Source organism: Salipiger bermudensis (assembly GCF_019801965.1).
In the GTDB taxonomy this organism is placed as follows: Bacteria; Pseudomonadota; Alphaproteobacteria; order Rhodobacterales; family Rhodobacteraceae; genus Salipiger; species Salipiger bermudensis_A.
This window is the reverse complement of record NZ_JAHVIA010000005.1, coordinates 414,356-432,529: the sequence shown is the minus strand read 5'-3', so window position 1 is coordinate 432,529 and position 18,174 is coordinate 414,356. Positions and strand designations below refer to the sequence as shown.

General features: G+C 66.6%; 15 protein-coding genes. 6 read left to right on the top strand and 9 right to left on the bottom strand.

All coding sequences use genetic code 11. The annotated features are described in order from the left end of the window. Positions 1 to 77: 77 nt before the first annotated feature. From choV to choX, 3 genes are all read right to left on the bottom strand, one after another. A complete protein-coding gene (gene choV, locus KUV62_RS13845) occupies positions 78 to 1,100 on the bottom strand; it encodes a choline ABC transporter ATP-binding protein (RefSeq protein ID WP_222604295.1) in 1,023 nt (340 codons plus the stop codon). Next, entirely contained in the window at positions 1,097 to 1,933 is an 837-nt protein-coding gene (gene choW, locus KUV62_RS13840) for a choline ABC transporter permease subunit (protein ID WP_222604294.1), read from the bottom strand. Before choW ends, choV begins: the two co-directional genes overlap by 4 nt. A gap of 105 nt (positions 1,934 to 2,038) precedes the next feature. Then, the gene (gene choX, locus KUV62_RS13835) at positions 2,039 to 2,959 is read right to left on the bottom strand and encodes a choline ABC transporter substrate-binding protein (RefSeq protein WP_222604293.1); all 921 of its coding nucleotides are present in this window, start codon (positions 2,957 to 2,959) and stop codon (positions 2,039 to 2,041) included. Positions 2,960 to 3,058: 99 nt separating this feature from the next. Here choX and betI point away from each other — a divergent pair, with 99 nt between their 5' ends. Genes betI through betA form a run of 4 tightly spaced genes read left to right on the top strand, consistent with a single transcriptional unit; the run spans position 3,059 to position 8,279 of the window. Then, positions 3,059 to 3,634: a choline-responsive transcriptional repressor BetI gene (gene betI / locus KUV62_RS13830; protein WP_222604292.1), complete on the top strand. Its 576-nt coding sequence runs from the start codon at positions 3,059 to 3,061 to the stop codon at positions 3,632 to 3,634. Continuing rightward, positions 3,631 to 5,142, top strand: a complete 1,512-nt coding sequence (gene betC / locus KUV62_RS13825; RefSeq protein ID WP_222604291.1) for a choline-sulfatase — start codon at positions 3,631 to 3,633, stop codon at positions 5,140 to 5,142. The genes betI and betC overlap by 4 nt, the downstream gene beginning before the upstream one ends. Before the next feature lie 21 nt (positions 5,143 to 5,163). Beyond that, complete coding sequence (gene betB, locus KUV62_RS13820) at positions 5,164 to 6,621, top strand: betaine-aldehyde dehydrogenase (protein ID WP_222604290.1); 1,458 nt, start codon at positions 5,164 to 5,166, stop codon at positions 6,619 to 6,621. Next, entirely contained in the window at positions 6,621 to 8,279 is a 1,659-nt protein-coding gene (gene betA / locus KUV62_RS13815) for a choline dehydrogenase (protein WP_222604289.1), read from the top strand. Before betB ends, betA begins: the two co-directional genes overlap by 1 nt. A gap of 76 nt (positions 8,280 to 8,355) precedes the next feature. Here the strand turns inward: betA and KUV62_RS13810 are convergent, their stop codons facing one another. Both KUV62_RS13810 and KUV62_RS13805 read right to left on the bottom strand, forming a co-directional pair. Next, positions 8,356 to 9,918: a D-aminopeptidase gene (locus KUV62_RS13810; RefSeq protein WP_222604288.1), complete on the bottom strand. Its 1,563-nt coding sequence runs from the start codon at positions 9,916 to 9,918 to the stop codon at positions 8,356 to 8,358. Positions 9,919 to 10,125: 207 nt separating this feature from the next. Further along, a complete protein-coding gene (locus tag KUV62_RS13805; protein ID WP_222604287.1) occupies positions 10,126 to 11,307 on the bottom strand; it encodes a GAK system CofD-like protein in 1,182 nt (393 codons plus the stop codon). 336 nt (positions 11,308 to 11,643) lie between these two features. Between KUV62_RS13805 and KUV62_RS13800 the strand changes: the two genes are divergently transcribed. After that, positions 11,644 to 12,447, top strand: a complete 804-nt coding sequence (locus tag KUV62_RS13800) for a transporter (protein WP_222604286.1) — start codon at positions 11,644 to 11,646, stop codon at positions 12,445 to 12,447. Positions 12,448 to 12,468: 21 nt separating this feature from the next. On the opposite strand, the gene KUV62_RS13795 is transcribed toward KUV62_RS13800, so the two are convergent. The 3 genes from KUV62_RS13795 to KUV62_RS13785 form a co-directional block, all read right to left on the bottom strand. Then, a complete protein-coding gene (locus KUV62_RS13795; protein ID WP_222604285.1) occupies positions 12,469 to 13,095 on the bottom strand; it encodes a PAS domain-containing protein in 627 nt (208 codons plus the stop codon). 98 nt (positions 13,096 to 13,193) lie between these two features. Then, positions 13,194 to 15,770: an HWE histidine kinase domain-containing protein gene (locus KUV62_RS13790; protein WP_222604284.1), complete on the bottom strand. Its 2,577-nt coding sequence runs from the start codon at positions 15,768 to 15,770 to the stop codon at positions 13,194 to 13,196. 19 nt (positions 15,771 to 15,789) lie between these two features. Then, complete coding sequence (locus tag KUV62_RS13785; RefSeq protein ID WP_222604283.1) at positions 15,790 to 16,365, bottom strand: hypothetical protein; 576 nt, start codon at positions 16,363 to 16,365, stop codon at positions 15,790 to 15,792. A gap of 268 nt (positions 16,366 to 16,633) precedes the next feature. Between KUV62_RS13785 and KUV62_RS13780 the strand changes: the two genes are divergently transcribed. Beyond that, on the top strand, positions 16,634 to 16,846 hold the full coding sequence (locus KUV62_RS13780) for a DUF1127 domain-containing protein (RefSeq protein ID WP_222604282.1): 213 nt from the start codon (positions 16,634 to 16,636) through the stop codon (positions 16,844 to 16,846). A gap of 33 nt (positions 16,847 to 16,879) precedes the next feature. On the opposite strand, the gene KUV62_RS13775 is transcribed toward KUV62_RS13780, so the two are convergent. Further along, on the bottom strand, positions 16,880 to 18,070 hold the full coding sequence (locus KUV62_RS13775) for an acetate/propionate family kinase (RefSeq protein ID WP_222604281.1): 1,191 nt from the start codon (positions 18,068 to 18,070) through the stop codon (positions 16,880 to 16,882). Positions 18,071 to 18,174: the final 104 nt, after the last annotated feature.

The window sequence follows — 18,174 nt, the reverse complement described above, 5'->3', positions numbered from 1 at the left end:
GCTGACCGCAGAAACGAAAGGCGCCGCGATGATCCCATCGCGGCGCTTTCTTATTGTCCGGCAGAAGCGCCCTGCGCTCACTCTGTCGGGCTGAGGCCACGCAGGACATCGTCCTTTCCGAGCTGGCCGACGAGCTGGCCGTTCTCGACCACGCCCACCGGCGCGTCGCTGCCCAGAAGCGTGTCGAAACCGTCGCGCACGAGGCTGTCGGCCTCGATGCTGAGGCTCGGGCTTGTGGTCAGCGGGGTCATCAGATCCCGCGCGCGCAGAACGCCCAGCGGGTTCATGTGCTGCACGAACTCGGCCACGTAATCGTTGCGCGGATCGGTGAAGATGTCCTGCGGCGCACCGCTCTGGACGATCCGGCCGCCCTCCATGATCGAGATGTGGTTGCCGAGCTTGAAGGCCTCGTCGAGATCGTGGCTGACGAACAGGATGGTGCGCTTGAGCCGCTCCTGCAGTTCGAGAAGCTCGTCCTGCAGCTTGGTGCGGATCAGCGGATCGAGCGCCGAGAAGGGCTCGTCCATCAGCAGGATCGGCGCCTGCGTGGCAAAGGCCCTGGCCAAGCCCACGCGCTGCTGCATGCCGCCCGAAAGCTCGCTGACCTTGTTGTCGGCCCAATCGGAAAGGCCCACCAGCGCCAGCTGCTCCTCGACGCGCTCATGCGCCTCCTTGCCCTTCATGCCCGCGAGCTCGAGGCCGAGGCCCACGTTCTCGCGCACCGAGCGCCACGGCAGCAGGCCGAACTGCTGGAACACCATTGCGACGTTGTGCATCCGGATCCGGCGCAGGGTGGCGGCGTCGCAATTGGTGACGTCGACCATGCGGTCGCCGTCATTGACCTCGACCTTGCCGCGCACCACCGGGTTGAGCCCGTTGACCGCACGCAGCAGGGTCGACTTGCCCGAGCCCGACAGGCCCATGAGCACGTGGATCTCGCCCTGCTGCACCTCGAGGTTGCAGTTGTGCACGCCCAGCACCTGATCGGTCTCGTGCTGAATCTCGGCGCGGTCCTTGCCCTCGTCCATCAGGGGCAGGGCGCGCTTGGGGCGATCGCCGAAGACGATCGAGACGTTGTCGATATTGACGGCGGTGGTCATTTGCGGCCTCCGACGTTGAGGATGCGGTCGAGCATGATGGCGACCACCACGATGACGAAGCCGGACTCGAAGCCGAGCGCGGTGTTGACCTGGTTGAGCGCGCGAACGACTGGCACGCCGAGGCCGTTGGCACCGACCAGCGCCGCGACGACGACCATGGAGAGCGACAGCATGATGGTCTGGTTCAGACCGGCCATGATCTGCGGCACGGCGTAGGGCAGCTCGACCTTGTAGAGCGTCTGCGTCGGCGTGGCGCCGAAGGCGGTGGCCGCCTCGAGCAGCGCCTTCGGCGTCGAGGAGACGCCGAGATAGGTCAGGCGGATCGGTGCGGGCAGCACGAAGATCACCGTGGCGATCAGGCCCGGCACCATGCCGATGCCGAAGAACACGATGGCCGGGATCAGGTACACGAAGGTCGGCAGGGTCTGCATCAGGTCGAGGATCGGGCGCAGGTAGGTGTAGACCTTGGGCCGGTGCGCCGCGTAGATGCCGATCGGCACCCCGATGGCCATGCAGACGAGGCAGGACGAGAGCACCAGCGTCAGGCTTTCGGTGGTCTCTTCCCAGTAATCCTGGTTGAGGATGAAGAGGAAGCCCGCGAACACGAACAGGGCGGTTTTCCAGTTGCGCTGGAGCGCGTAGGTGATGGCGACGAAGGCCAGGATGACGATGAGCTCGGGCGGCTCCTGCAGGATCCAGAGGATCGCGTCGATCATCGCTTCCATGAAGGAGGAGAGGGCATCAAGGACAACTTCTCCGTTGTCCCGAACCCATTCGAAGACGGCACTTGCCGCGTCGCCTACGGGAATCTTGTAATCGGTCAGCCACTGCACGGCGCCGGGTCTCCCTTGGGTTTTATTCTTTGAAGCTTGCGAGGCCCGTCAGGGGCCGGGGCAGGGGCGTCGCCCACGCGCGGTCGCGCGGACGACGCAAAGGCCTTACATCCCCAGATGGCCTTTCACCGCGGCGACCGCATCGCCACCGTCAACGGTGGTCACACCGTCGAGCCAGGTGTCGAGAACGTCGACGTTCTCCTTCAGCCAGGCTTCGGTTGCGTCGGCCGGATCGGCGCCGTCGTCGAGGATCTCACCCATGATCTTGTTTTCCATCTCGAGGGTGAAATCCATGTTGGCAAAGAGCTTGCCGAGGTTCGGGCACTCTTCCGAGAAGCCCGCGCGGGTCACGGTGTGCACCACGCCTTCGCCACCGAAGAAATCCTCGCCGCCGGGCAGGTACTTCAGGTCGAAATTGGCGTTCATTGGGTGCGGTTCCCAGCCCAGGAACACCACCGGCTCTTCTTTCTTGTAGAAGCGGGCGACCTGCGCCAGCATGCCCTGCTCGGAGCTCTCGACAATGTCGAACTCGCCAAGGCCGAACTTGTCTTCCTCGGTCAGGCCCACGAGATAGGCGTTGCCCTCGTTGCCCGGCTCGATGCCATAGATCTTCTCGTCGAGCTCGTCGGCGAACTTGGCGATATCGGCATAGCTCTGCAGGCCGGCCTCGTAGGCATAGGTCGGGGTCGCGAGCGTGTACTTGGTGCCCTCGAGGTTGACGTTGATCGCCTCGATCTCCCCGCTGTCGAGATAGGGCTGGATGGCGCCTTTCTGGGCCGGCATCCAGTTGCCGAGGAACACGTCGACATCATCGCTTTCCAGCGAGGCAAAGGTCACCGGCACGGAGAGCACCTTCACGTCGACCTCGTAGCCGAGGCCTTCGAGCACGTGCTTGGCGGCGGCGGTGGTGGTGGTGATGTCGGTCCAGCCCACATCGGACATCGAGACGGCGTCGCAGTCGGCAAAGGCCGCGCCCGCGCCCGCGGCAGTGAGTGCGATGGCCGAGATTGCTGTGCGGAGTTTCATGTATTTTCCCCTGTTCGTTGGCTGCGTTTTATTGATTGACCAGTCAAACAGTGCCTGATTATCTGAGTATTGCAACCATTTTTATTGGAAAGGCCGGCGATGTCCGCGCAGGCACAACGTAGAACGCAACTTATCGAGGCAACGATTCACGAGATCGGGGCGACCGGGACCTTGTCGGTCACCGTCGGCCAGATCGCCAAGCGGGCAGGGGTCTCCCCGGCGCTGGCGTTTCACTATTTCGGTGACAAGGATCGGCTGTTCCTGGCGTCGATGCGCCACATCCTGACCTCCTACGGGCAGGATGTTCGCGCCGCGCTGAAGGGCGCCGACTCGCCGCGGGACCGGCTCGAGGCGGTGATTCGTGCCAGCTTCAGCGATGCCAACTTCAGCCATGACGTGATCGCCGCGTGGCTGAATTTCTACGTTCTTGCCCATCGCTCCTCCGAAGCGCAGCGGCTGCTCGTGGTCTATCACCGCCGGTTGCACTCGAACCTGACACGCGACCTGCGGCCGCTCGCGGGCGACGCCGCCGCGCCCGGGATCGCCCGGCGCATCGCGGCGCTGATCGACGGCATCTACCTGCGCTACGCGCATTTCCCCTCCGATGAGCCGGAACAGAACGCCTCCGCCCACGTGCTGGCCGCACTCGACAACGAATTGAAGGCACTCGCATGACCCGACCGAATATCCTCATCCTGATGGTGGACCAGCTCAACGGCACCTTCTTCCCGGATGGCCCCGCCGACTGGCTGCACGCGCCGAACCTCAAGAAGCTGGCGGCGCGCTCGGTGCGCTTCCGCAACTGCTACACCGCCTCGCCGCTCTGTGCGCCGGGGCGGGCGAGCTTTATGTCGGGCGAGCTGCCCTCGGTCACCGGCGTCTACGACAACGCGGCCGAGTTTCCCTCCGATCTGCCGACCTACGCGCACCACCTGCGCCGGGCAGGGTACCACACCTGCCTGTCGGGCAAGATGCATTTCGTCGGCCCCGACCAGATGCACGGCTTCGAAGAGCGCCTGACCACCGATATCTACCCCGCCGATTTCGGCTGGACGCCCGACTACCGCAAGCCCGGCGAGCGCATCGACTGGTGGTATCACAACATGGGCTCGGTCACCGGCTCGGGCGTGGCCGAGATCTCCAACCAGATGGAATATGACGACGAGGTCGCCTACCACGCCACCCGCAAGGTCTATGACCTCGGTCGGCGCAAGGATGATCGCCCGTGGTGCCTGACGGTGAGCTTCACCCACCCGCACGACCCCTACGTGGCGCGCCGCAAGTACTGGGATCTCTACGAGGAGTGCGAGCACCTGCTGCCCGAGGTGGGCGATCTCGGCTACGACAACCAGGACAAGCACTCGAAGCGCATCTTCGATGCCAATGACTGGCGCAGCTTCGACATCACCGAAGACGATATCCGGCGCTCGCGCCGCGCCTATTTCGCCAACATCTCCTATCTCGACGACAAGATCGGCGAGATCCTCGAGGCGCTGGAGGGCACGCGGCAGGCCGAGGACACCATCATCCTCTTCGTCTCCGATCACGGCGACATGCTCGGCGAGCGCGGGCTGTGGTTCAAGATGAGCTTCTTCGAGGGTTCCTCGCGGGTGCCGATGATGATCGCCGCGCCGGGGCTCGAGCCGGGCCTGAGCGAGACGCCGGTCAGCAATATCGACGTCTGCCCGACGGTCTGCGATCTCGCGGGCGTCAGCATGGACGAGGTCATGCCCTGGACCGCCGGCGAGACGCTGGTGCCAGTCGCCAAGGGCGCGCCGCGCGGGCCGGTGGCGATCGAGTACGCCGCCGAGGCCTCCTATGCGCCGCTTGTCGCGCTGCGCGACGGCGACTGGAAATACACCCGCTGCAATCTCGACCCCGAGCAGCTCTTCAACCTCGCGAGCGACCCGCACGAGCTGACCAACCTCGCCGACGACCCGGCCCATGCCGAGACGCTGGCCCGGTTCCAGGCGATGGCCGACGAACGCTGGGATCTCGAGCGTTTCGACGCCGAGGTCCGCAAGAGCCAGGCCAAGCGCTGGGTGGTCTACGAGAGCCTGCGCAACGGCGCCTACTACCCGTGGGATTACCAGCCGCTGCAGAAGGCCAGCGACCGCTTCATGCGCAACCACATGGATTTGAACGTGGTCGAGGAAAACGCCCGCTACCCGCGCGGCGAATGACCTGACGACAAGGGAAGACCGATGACATACGACCTTCAGCCCGCGGGCAGCCACTATATCGACGGCGCCTATGTCGACGACACCGCCGGCGCCGAGATTCCTGTGATCTTCGCCGCCACCGGTGCGCGCATCGCGACGCTGCACGCCGCCACGCCGGCCATCGTCGAGCAGGCGCTTGCCGCCGCCGAGAAAGCGCAGGCCGACTGGGCCAAGCTCTCCCCGCGCGAGCGGGGCCGGGTGCTGACGCGGGCCGCGCAGATCATGCGCGAGCGCAATTACGATCTCTCGGTGCTGGAGACCTACGACACCGGCAAGCCGCTGCAGGAGACCCTCGTGGCCGATGCCACCTCGGGCGCCGACGCGCTCGAGTATTTCGGAGGCCTCGCCGCCAGCCTCACCGGCGAGCACATCCCGCTCGGCGAGGACTGGGTCTACACCATCCGCGAACCGCTCGGCGTCTGTGTCGGCATCGGCGCGTGGAACTACCCCACCCAGATCGCCTGCTGGAAGGCAGCCCCGGCGCTCGCCTGCGGCAACGCCATGGTGTTCAAGCCCTCCGAGACCACGCCGCTCTGCGCCCTCAAGGTGGCCGAGATCCTGACCGAGGCCGGCGCGCCCGCGGGGCTCTTCAACGTGGTGCAGGGCATGGGCGAGGTCGGCGCTTCGCTCGTCACGGACCCGCGCGTCGCCAAGGTCTCGCTCACCGGATCGGTGCCGACCGGGCGCAAGGTTTACGCCGCCGCCGCCGATGGCATGAAGCACGTCACCATGGAACTTGGCGGCAAGTCCCCGATGCTGGTCTTTGACGATGCCGATATCGACAACGCCGTGGGCGGCGCGATCCTCGGCAATTTCTACTCCTCCGGGCAGATCTGCTCCAACGGCACCCGCGTCTTCGTGCAGAAGGGCATCAAGGAGGCCTTCCTCGCGCGCCTTAGCGAGCGCCTGAAAGGCGCGGTGATCGGCGATCCGCTGGATGAGGCGACAAGCTTTGGCCCGATGGTCTCCGAACAGCAGATGACCATCGTGCAGGGCTTCATCGAGAAAGGCGTGGCCGAGGGCGCGCGTCTTGTCACTGGCGGCAAGCGGCTCGACCGCGACGGCTGGTATCTCGAGCCCACAGTCTTCGCCGATGTCACCGACGACATGACCATCGCCCGCGAGGAGATCTTCGGCCCCGTCATGAGCGTGCTCGATTTCGACACCGAGGAAGAGGCCATCACCCGCGCCAACGCCACAGAGTACGGCCTCGCCGCCGGGGTCTTCACCGCCGATCTCAGCCGCGGTCACCGGGTGATCGGCAAGCTGAAGGCGGGCAGCTGCTTCATCAACTCCTACAACGACGCCCCGGTCGAGGCGCCGTTCGGGGGCGTGAAGATGTCGGGCGTGGGCCGCGAGAACTCCAAGGCCGCAATCGAGCACTGGAGCCAGATGAAATCCGTCTATGTCCGCATGGGCGACGTGGAGGCACCGTTCTGATGCAGGCAGAGTATGTCATCGTCGGCGCCGGCAGCGCCGGCTGCGCCATGGCCTACCGGCTCGCCGAGGCCGGCAAGCGGGTGCTGGTCATCGAGCATGGCGGCAGCGATGCCGGCCCGCTGATCCAGATGCCCGGCGCGCTCAGCTACCCGATGAACATGAAGCGCTACGACTGGGGCTTCCAGTCCGAGCCCGAGCCGCATCTCGGCGGCCGCCGCCTCGCCACCCCGCGGGGCAAGGTGATCGGCGGCTCGTCCTCGATCAACGGCATGATCTACGTGCGCGGCCACGCCCGCGACTTCGATCACTGGCGCGATCAGGGCGCCGATGGCTGGGGCTATGCCGATGTGCTGCCCTATTACCAGCGGCAGGAAAACTGGCACGATGGCGGCCATGGCGGCGATCCCGCCTGGCGCGGCAGCGACGGCCCGCTGCATGTCAGCCGCGGCCGGCGCGACAACCCGCTGACGCAGGCCTTCGTCGAGGCCGGGCAGCAGGCGGGCTACCCGGTCACCGCCGATTACAACGGCCAGCAGCAGGAGGGCTTCGGCCCCTATGACATGACGGTCTGGCAGGGCGAGCGCTTCTCAGCCGCCAAGGCCTACCTGCGCCCGGCGCTGAAACGCGAGAATTGCGATCTGGTGCGCGCCTTTGCCCGCCGCGTGGTGATCGAGGAGGGCCGCGCCGTCGGCGTCGAGGTCGAGCGCGGCGGCAAGATCGAGGTGATCCGCGCCGAGGCCGAGGTCATTCTCGCCGCCTCGTCGCTGAACTCGCCGAAGTTGTTGATGCTCTCGGGCATCGGCCCGGCGGCGCATCTGGCCGAGCATGGCATCGACGTGGTCGCCGACCGCGCCGGTGTGGGCCAGAACCTTCAGGACCATCTCGAGCTCTACATCCAGGCGGCGGCGAGCCAGCCGGTAAGCCTCTACAAGTACTGGAACCTGCTTGGAAAGGCCTATGTCGGAGCGCGCTGGCTCTTCACCAAGACCGGGCCGGGGGCGACGAACCAGTTCGAGAGCGCGGGCTTCATCCGCTCGGAGGCCGGTGTCGACTACCCCGACATCCAGTATCACTTCCTGCCTATCGCGGTGCGCTATGATGGCCAGGTGGCCGCCGAGGGCCACGGCTTCCAGGCCCATGTCGGCCCGATGCGGAGCCCCTCGCGCGGCGAGGTCACGCTGCGCTCGGCGGATCCCAAGGACCCGCCGCGCATCCTGTTCAACTACATGGCGCACGAGAAGGACTGGTCGGATTTCCGCAAATGCATCCGCCTGACGCGCGAGATCTTTGCCCAGGACGCCTTCAAGCCTTACTACAAGCACGAGATCCAGCCCGGCGCGGATGTCCAGAGCGACGACGAACTCGACGATTTCATTCGCCAGCATGTCGAGAGCGCCTATCATCCCTGCGGCACCGCCCGCATCGGGCGGGCCGACGATCCGATGGCGGTGGTCGATCCCGAAACCCGGGTGATCGGCGTCGACGGGCTGCGGCTGGCCGACAGCTCGATCTTCCCGCGCATCACCAACGGCAATCTCAACGCGCCGTCGATCATGGTGGGCGAGAAGGCCAGCGATCACATCCTCGGCCGCGCACCGCTGCCGCCGAGGAACGACGCGCCGTGGATCAACCCGAACTGGGAAACTTCTCAGCGCTGAGGGCAGGGCGCCAAGATTTTTCGTACGAAAAATCTTGGCGTTAAGAAAATTCGCAGAATTTTCTTGGGCTGGCCGCTCAGGCGGTCTTCTCGTAGGGGATCTGGCGCGCCAGCCAGCAGCCGAGCCGCGCGCCGTTGACCGTGCCGTCGGCGGCGCGGGTCACGATCAGCGTCCAGTCGCCGGGGGCGGGGGCATCCATCGCCCGCCGCGTCGCCAGCCGCCAGACATCCTGTGCCAGGGGCGCCATGCGCTCGAAGCGGCCGGTGCCGAGCAGCCCGGTGAACCGCGCATAGATGCCGCCATCGCGGGCCTCGATCTCCATCCCCGCTTCCAGTTCGTCCGAACGGTAGCGCCCGGCGATCTCAAGGCCATCGGCGGTCTCGAGCGGCGTCAGCGGGCCAAGCTTGCGCGTGGTGTTCTCGCCCGGGCGCGCCATGGTGAGCCCGTCACCGTCGCGGGCAACCGTCACCCCCGGCGCCGTCAGCGTGCCGTCGCGCCCCGCCACCAGCGGCTGCGGCCCGACCGCGTAGCCCAGCTGAACCTCGCGCCGCCCGGTGGTGAGCGTCGCGGTCAGCCCGCGCGCCTCGTCGAGCCAGAGGCCGTCCCACTCCTCGGTGATGAAGGCGGGTTCCGGTGCTGGTGCGCGCATCGCCGCCCGCGCGACCTGCACAGCCGCGCCATGGGCGTCGGCCTCGTGGTTGAACAGCACCACTACCGAGAGCCGCTCGGAACGCGCGTTGAGCCGGTGCGCGCGGAAGCCGCGCAGGGCGCCCGCATGGCCGGTGAAGGCCACCCCGCCGATCTCCTCGTGGGCCAGCCCGTAGCCATACTCTGCCGGCGCGCCATCGATGAAACGCGGGGGCTCGGCGAGCCGGCGGTAGAGGCTTTGCGGGTCGTCGCGCGTGGCGTCGATCCAGGCCTCATAGGCCAGCATATCGTCGAGCGAGGCCGAGATCCCGGCATCGCCGATCCAGAAGATGCCGTTGTCGGCGGGGAAGAAGCCGGTGGCGTCGCTGCCCTCGTAGCCGATCACGCCATCCTCGGGCTGTCGCGTGTCCGAGGTCAGCACTGCTGTGGTCATGCCGGCGGGCTCCCAGATATGAGCGCGGTAGAGATCCGGCAGGGCCTTCCCGGTCTCGCTCTCGATGATCTCCGAGACGATCCGGTAGTTGCAGTTGCAGTAGGAATACTCGCTGCCGGGCGCGAAATGGCCGGTCTTCATGCGGGCGAGCAGCGGCAGCGCGTCCTCGCGGGCGAAGGTCTGCTCGGCCAGCCCGCCCTGCAGCACGGTCAGCGCCCAGTAGTCGCGCAGGCCCGACTGGTTGTCGCAGAGCTGGCGCAGGGTGGGCAGGCGGCCCTGATACTTCGGCAGGAACTCGGCGACGCGGGCATCGTAGCGCTCGGGCTCTCCCAGCGCCGCCAGCAGCACCCCGCAGGTGAACTGCTTGGAGATCGAGCAGATCGGCATCCGGGTCGCGGTGGTGAGCGGCGTGCCCGCATCGAGATCCGCATAGCCCCAGGCGCGGGCGGCGACGGTCTTGCCGTCCTTCATCACGCCGACAAGGCCGCCGGGGCCGGGGAAGGCCTTGGGAAGGGCGTCGAGCGCGGTCTCGAGCGCGGCGAGGTCGATGGCTGTCATAGGGAGGCGTCCTTGGGATCGGTCATGCGGGCCTTGGGAGCGGGCTACATTTATGCGGAATTTGACCAAGGGCTAGCGAACCCGGTGACCATAGGGAAGGAATTGGCCCGGAAAACGTCTTGCCTCCTCGGGCACGGATGAAAAACCGGGCAGGTGCGAGGCCCAAGAAAATTCGCAGAATTTTCTTGTCCCGTTGCGGGCTGTGGGTCAGTCGAGCGAAACCAGCAGCTCGGCCACGCGCTGCGCGTCGTATTTCGCCTCGTCCGGGCGGCGCAGGGGCAGGCGGATGATGGGGATGCCGAAGCGTTCGGTCACCGCCGTGCAGTCGGCCTCGGGCACGGTCGCGTCGCAGATGACATGCGTCAGAAGACGCGCAGGCTCCAGCCCGCCGCCTGCATCGGCCTGCAGCGGCGCCAGCAACGCCGCCACCTGATCGACGAGCGCATGGCCGAGCGCCTCCGGATCGCGACCGAGGCTCGGCAGGTAGACCTTCGGCACGTGGCGCGCCGCGATCGCGGTGCCGGTGCCGGCGGGCAGCAGGTTGGCGATGACGCTGGAATAGAGGCTGCCCGGCGGGTAGCAGATCAGCTCGGCCTGACCGATGAGCTTGCGGTTGCGCTTCGGCAGCGCCACCTCGGACGGCGCCAGTGCGCGCGTCCCGTCGCTGAGGAAGACGCGCCGGATCGGACTGTCGAGCGGCGCGACCTCCTTGCCGCTGATCGCGCGCTGGCCGGTGATCCGGCGCCCGTCGGCCAGCTCCGCGCCGAGCTGCAGGTTGGCATCGACCACCGCGCGCACGGTGCCGCGCACGTCGACCATCTTCGACATCAGGAACAGCACCGGCTCCAGCGCGCGCTCGTTGCGCAGGTAGCCCCCGGCGAGGATCAGGTTGCCGATGCTGGCGTGGCGATAGTCGAACCCCTCGGGCACCGCGCCGGCAAAGGCGCGCAGGGTGGTCCGGATGAGCTTGCGCATCGGCTGCGGGATGGCGTCGATCAGCGGATGCTTGCCCGCGACCATCTCGGCCACCTCGGCGCGCAGCGACGCCTGCGATGCATCGCGCGAGAGGCGGTGGTTGAACAGCGCGTAGACGTCGGGCTGGCCCAGCACTGTCTCGTCGGCCAGCGCCATCAGCCGGCTGCGCAGGTCGCCCACTGCCGGCATCCCGAAGGCCTCGCGCAGCACCTGGCTGCTGCCGCCGCTGTCGAAGGGGGTGATCAGGTGGACCGAGTTGAACGTATAGCGCTTGAGCTGGCGCGAGATGCCGTTGAGCGCGCTGCCTCCGCTGAAAAACAGCAGGCGTGGCCCGAGATGCGGTGCGCTGCGCGCCCGCGCGACCCGCAGATCGTCGGGCAGGGTGATGTCGCGCGAGATCCGTATCCGGTTCATGAGGCCCTCTTGCCGCAGTTGCCTCCCTGAATAGCCGCCGCGTCGCGAGCTGTCATCCGCCCTTCGGCTGCGACGGGGCAGTGCTGCTACTCTCCCGATGCGTGTTGTATAGCGCGGCGGGTGAGGCGCGCATCGATCCGCGGCGATGCCGGGCCCGCGCTGTGCGGGCCCGGTGTGTCCTGGCCGAATATTGCGAGAATACGGGGATATTCCTGCATCGGTGGAGACATGCGCTCGAGAGTCATATTCTCGCGTCATGCGTGTGGGTGTATGCTTGCCCAGCGGAGCCCACGCAGGAGCGATTGGGTCCGACCTGCAAAAATCGAAGGTGAGACCATGCCGCAGACGACCTCCAGACTCGTTTCCGTCGCCGGTGCTGCCGCCATGCTGACACCCGCCGCCGCGGTCGCTCAGGATGCCGACGAGCTCGCCCGTCAGCTCGCCAACCCGGTCGCCAATCTCTACAGCCTGCCGTTCCAGCTCAACTATGACGAGGGTTACGGCGCGGATGGAGGTGGCTATCGCTACACGCTGAACATCCAGCCGGTGATCCCGATCTCGCTCAACGACGACTGGAACCTGGTCTCGCGTACCATCGTGCCGGTGATCAGCCAGACCGACGTGATCCCCGGCAGCAGCCAGAAGGGCTATGGCGACATCGTACAAAGCCTGTTCTTCTCGCCCAAGGCGCCGACGGCCGGCGGGCTGATCTGGGGTGTGGGCCCGGTGTTCCTGCTGCCCACCGGCTCAGACGAATACAGCGCCGACCAGTTCGGCGCCGGCCTGACCGCGGTTGCCCTGAAGCAAACCGGCCCCTGGACCTTTGGCGGGCTGGTCAACCACATCTGGGACGTGGGCGGCGGTGACGACGCCACGGAGATCGATGCCAGCTTCGTCCAGCCCTTCGCGACCTACGGCTTCAAGGGCGGCTGGTCGCTCACGCTCAACACCGAGCTGACCTACGATTGGACCACCGAGCAGGCGTCAGTGCCGATCAACCTGAACCTGGCAAAGGTCACCACCATCGGCGGCACGCCGGTGAGCATCGGTGCAGGGGTGCGCTACTGGGCCGACTCGCCCGAGAACGGTCCGGATGGCTGGGGCGCGCGGCTCACGATGACCTTCATGTATCCGAAGTAGGAAATCGCTCCGACGGCGCGCTCAGCGCCCCGACTTGGCGCCCTTGCCGCCGGTCAGGGCATTGCGCAGCTCCGAGATCGCATCCTGCGCCCGCCGGGCGGCCTGCGCCAGCTCGGAGGCGATCTCCGTGATGATCCGATCATCCTTGGCGCGGGGCAACATGCGCGAGCTCGACTGGCTGACGGTGGCGATGTTGGCCATGGCGTGCAGGGTCTCGTTCAGCGAGCCGAGAAGGCCGGCTTCGTCGATCGTGGCCTCTGGCGCATAACGACCGGTGACGTCGATCGAGAGCGCGAGGATGGTGCGCACGCCATCTTCGTCACGCTCGAGCGGAAACACCTCGATCTCCCAGATCGTGCGCTGCCCGGTGCCGAAATATTCGCCGGTGAAGGCGCTCGAGCGGCCCGCGAAGGCGTCGGAAACCGCCTCCTCCGCCTTGATCGCCTCGCCGCCTTTCCAGAAGCCGGTCCAGACCTTGCCGCAGACATCGTCGCTCTCGACGCCGAGCATCTCGAGCCCGCGCCGGTTGATGCCGACGACCTTGCCCTCGCGGTCGATGACCTTGGCGCAAACAGCCGCGCGCTCCGCCAGATGCCCCTGCATGAGTGCGAGGGCCCGAAGGCTCACCTGTTCTCCGTTGAGAATCATCCGGACGCTCCTCGACACAACTTTAACGGGCGAGAGTATAGCGAGCTTTTACAGTTATGCCGAATAACAATTTGGTCTTGTTGGACCTTTTGGGCGATTTAGTCGATTTTCATGGCCTGCCGCAGGGCATCCTCCAGCGATGTCGAGGTAAACGGCTTCTGCACGATGGTGCAGGGCGGGTAGGTGGCGATCAATTCCTCGGCCGAGCCATAGCCTGTCGCCAGCACGAAAGGCACCCCGGTTTCGTGGAGGCGGCGGGCCACCGGCAGCGATTGCTCCTCGCCGAGATTGACATCGAGGATGGCGAAATCGACGCGGTTCTGGTCGAGCCAGCGGAGGGCCTCCGGCACGGAAGACAGGATCTCGACCTTGGAGGCGCCGAGATCCTCGAGCGAGGCGGCGGCATCCATGGCGATGATAAGCGAGTCCTCGAGCACCATGCCCTGACCGGAGAGGCTGAGCGCGCCCGTTGCCTTGGCGGGGGCAGGAGCCGCTGCGGCGGCACCGTTTTCTTCGGGTACGATGCGTGAGATGACCGTCGGCGGCAGCCGGAAATGCGCCTCGAGCCCGGTAACCTTGTAGGACACCTCGGCATCACCCTTGAGTTCGTGCGGGATCGAGCCCTCGATGATCGTGGTGCCAAAGCCGCGCCGCTTGGGCGGGGTCACCGGCGGGCCGCCGCGTTCGGCCCAGTCGATCAGCAGCCCGCCGCTGCTGTCCTCGGTGAGCTGCACCTCGACGGTGCCGCTCTGGTCGCAAAGCGCACCGTACTTGATCGAGTTGGTGGCCATCTCGTGCAGCACCAGCGCCATCGTGGTGTAGGCATTGGGGGCGATCATCGCGTCGGGGCCGGTGATCACCACGCGCGCGGACTTGTCCGAGGCATAGGCCGCGAATTCGCACTGGATCAGGCTCTTGAGCGAGGTCGGCTCCCATTGCTCGGAGGTCAGCTGATCGTGCGCCCGCGCCAGGGACTGGATGCGGCCGTCGAGATTGGCGGTGAAGCCCTCGAGCGTGTCCGACGAGGCGCGCGACTGCGACAACAGCCCGCGCATCAGGTTGAGAATGTTGCGCACCCGGTGGTTCAGTTCCGAGATCAGCAACTGCTGCTGCTCCTGCGCGCGCTTGCGCTCGGCATCGGAGGCGTCGAGCACCTTGAGATAGACCTCGAGCAGGATGGTGCGCAGCTTGTTGGCGGCGTGTTCCTGTTCGAGCGACCACGGCAGGCTGCGGCCCTCGACCGTCTCCTGCCAGACCGCGAAACTCTGGCGCGGGGTGAGGCGGTGGCCATTGGGGCCGATGCTCACCGGCTTGGTAGGGTCGCCCGCCCAGGCGACGGTCTCCTGGATCTGCTTGCGGAACAGCACGAGGTAGTCGCGCGGGCGCTTGGAGATCGGGATCGCCATCAGGCCGGCGGCGCGATGGGGATGCTCGCGGGCGGCCTCGAGATAGCGGCCGAGATGGTCGGTGTGGAACACGCCCGACCCGATCGAGCGGTCGAGGAAGCGGGCGATGCCGCGGAATTCTTCCTCGCTCGGCACGGTGCCGGTGGCATGGAATTCATCGTTCTCGAACAGCACGACGCCGTCATGCGGTATCACCGAGGTGATGTCCTCGGAGATCGACAGCAGACTGTCGGCCACCCGGCGGCCATCGGCCATGTGGCCCATCAGCAGGGTCTGCAGGCGGCTGGTCTCTTCCTCGACGGCCTTACGCTGCTGGTCCTCGAAGCGCGACAGCTCGTAGGAGAACATATGCGCAAACATCTCGAGCGCGGTGCGGCGCTCGTACTCGATGTAGCGCGGGCTGTGATGGTGGCAGGCGAACAGCCCCCAGAGCTCGCCATCCTTCATGATCGAGACCGACATCGAGGCCTCGACCCCCATGTTCTTGAGATACTCGATGTGGATCGGCGAGACCGAGCGAGTCACCGCCAGCGACAGGTCGAGCGGCTGGCCGTCGAGCGTGGTGCCGGGCAGGATCGGGCTGCCGGGATCGTTGACGTCGGAGATCAGCCGCAGCAGCGAGCGCTTGTAGAGCGCGCGGGCCTGCACCGGGATGTCGGAGGCCGGGAACATCAGCCCGTCATATTTCGATTGCCCGTCCTTGCGAACCTCGGCCACCACCTTGCCCGACTGGTCGGGCTGGAACTGGTAGACCATGACGCTGTCGAAGCCGCAGAGCCCCTGCAGCCCGCGCGCCGCGGCGCGGGTCAGCGAGCGCAGGTCGCGATTGCGGCTGAGAGACGAGATCTGCGGGTAGACCTCGGCCAGGACATCGCGGCCGCGGGTGGCGATTTTTGGTTCGAACTCGATGATCAGGTGCTGGCCGGAGCCGTGCACCGAAACGTCGAACGCCTTGCCGCTGGCCTGCATGGTGACGTTGAACAGCCGCAGGACCCCGTCTTGCAGCTCGACCACGCGCAGGTTCTGGCGGATGCGGTCGAACCCGTCCGAGACGATCAGCTCGTGCAGCGGGCGGCCGAGCGCCGCCTCGGTGGGAATGCCAAGGATCGCTTCGAGATTCTCGGAGGCGTGCTGGACGATCCAATCCGTCGACAGCGCCAGCAATGCACCATAGGACTGGACCCGTCCAAGCTGGTGGATGGGCTCGCGGTCGCAGTCGGTGAGATCCACGGTCCGCTGCGGGGCAGGGAACGGGGGCGTTGTCGTCATATGATGGGATCTTTCATCTTCATGCCTGGGTGAGGGCCGCGCGGGCAAAGATCGCGAAGCCTGCCTTGGTATCTTGAATGATCTTCGCGGCACGTGGCGAGCCCGCCTCGATCGTGTTGAGCTCGGCGCAATGGCGCTGCCAGAGCTCCGGCATCGTGCCGATCAGGAAATATTGCGGGATCGCCTCGCGCTGGTGATCGGCGAAGAGCTGGCGGCGCATGGTCTCGGTGCCAAGCCGCGAGCCCAGAACGAGGTAATCGATGGCCACCGTGTCGAGGCTCTCGGCGGCGCGGTCGAGAGCCGGCGCGATCACGCCGCGGTTCTCGAGATCGAAGCGCAGCCGGCCGACGAGCTCGGTCAGAAGCAGGCCCGAGAGCAGTCCTTCGGCCTCCGCGGGGCGGCTGGCCAGCAGCGCGCCGAGCGCGGCGTATTGGGTGGCGAGGAACCAGGACAGGTGACGTTCGGGAGCGGCCATGAACGGCGCGAATTGCGCTTCGAGCGCTTCGTGCTCGGTTTTGGTGTCCCGCCGGATGGCATGGCGGAAATTCGGCGCGCAGTCGGCAAGACGCGCTGCGCTCGGAGCTGTCGTGGTCAAGTGCTGGCTGCCTTCAAGATACCTGTCGTCCCAAGTGCTTTAAACGCAAGAAATGGCGATAGGTTCCCAAAAAAGTTAACGATTCCCAAAATTCTCTTCCGGCGCCTTTCTATCATGCCGGCATGAGCTCTCTGCATGGCGGGTTTCGGTATCTGTACGTTGTTCTGTTCCCGGCACGACCCGATATGAGGGGCATCAAGGCATGGCGATCCCGGTATCCGGGCGAGCTAGGCCGCATCCCGAAAATCGAAACCGAGAGGACAGACACATGGCTCATGTGACCGAACATCCCGTGCATCACGGGCTCGCCGCCCAGCTCCACAGCACCATCGCCGCGGTCAAGCACTGGAACGCCCGCCGCAACGAATACGCCCGCATCTACCGGGAGCTTTCGACCTACAGCGACCGCGAGCTGGCCGACATCAATCTGGACCGTTCGCAGATCACCGAGATCGCCCGCTCCGCCGCCCGCGCGGTCTGAGCGCGGCGGACGCGCTCAACTCGGGGGGCGGGCTCAGGCGGCGCCTTCGAGCAGCCGCTTGCCGGCCCGGGCGATGACCAGCTCCTCGTTGGTCGGCACCACGAGGATCCGTGCCCGGCTCATCTCGGTGGAGATGCGGGTATCGTTGCGGGCGTTGCGCTCGCGGTCGAGCTCGAGCCCGATCCAGCCCATGCCTTCGCAGACCCGCTCGCGGATCAGCCGCGAGTTCTCCCCAATGCCGCCGCAGAACACCAGCGCGTCGAGCCCGCCGAGCGCGGCCGCGAGGCCGCCGAGCTCGCGGCGGATGCGGAAGACGAAATAGTCGATCGCCTCCTTGGCTTCGACCGTGTCGGCCGCCTCGAGCGTGCGCATGTCGTTCGACAGGCCCGAGAGGCCGAGCAGCCCCGACTTTGAATAGAAGAGCTGCCGCACCTCGTCGATGCTCTTGCCCTCCTGCTGCACCATGTAGAAGATCACGCCCGGATCGATCTGGCCGGTGCGGGTGCCCATCGGCAGCCCGTCGAGCGCGGTAAAGCCCATCGTCGAGGCAATCGAGCGCCCGCCGATCATGCCGCACATCGACGCGCCATTGCCCAGATGCGCGACGATCACCCGGCCGTCATGCACCAGCGGCGCCAGCCGCTTCAGCTCGCCGGAGATGTAATCGTAGCTCAGCCCGTGGAAGCCGTAGCGCCGCACGCCCTTGTCGTAATACTCGCGCGGCAGGGCGAAGATGTCGTTCACCTTGGGATGGGTGCGGTGGAAGGCGGTGTCGAAGCAGGCGACCTGCAGCGCATCCGGGAAAGCGGCCATCGCGGCCTCGACCCCGGCGAGGTTGTGCGGCTGGTGGATCGGCGCGAAGGGTGAGAAGCGGCGCAGCTCCTCGAGCACGTCCGGCGTAATTGCCACCGGTTCGGAATAGACCGGCCCGCCATGCACCACGCGGTGGCCGACCACCGAGGCCTTGGCATCGGGAAACTTCTGCCGCAGCTCGCCGAGGGCGGTGTTGAGCGCGCTGACATGATCGCGCGCCTCGACGGAGGTCAGGTCGCGCTTGAGGGCGGGGGCGGCGCTGCCGAAATCGGCTTTCAGCCGCGGCGTGGCGCCGATCGCGTCGACCAGCCCCGAGGCCAGCTCCACCGGGGCACCGGAGATGTCGTAGAGAGCGAATTTCAGCGAGGACGAGCCCGCGTTCAACGTCAGGGCGACGGGGGTCTTGGACATGGGAGCGGGCGCCTTTCTGTCTGGTCCGGGAGCGTCAGGGTCCGGCATGGCGCAGAACTCGCGCCGCGGGCGCCCGGCGTTGCCGGCATCTTACCCGCCAAGGG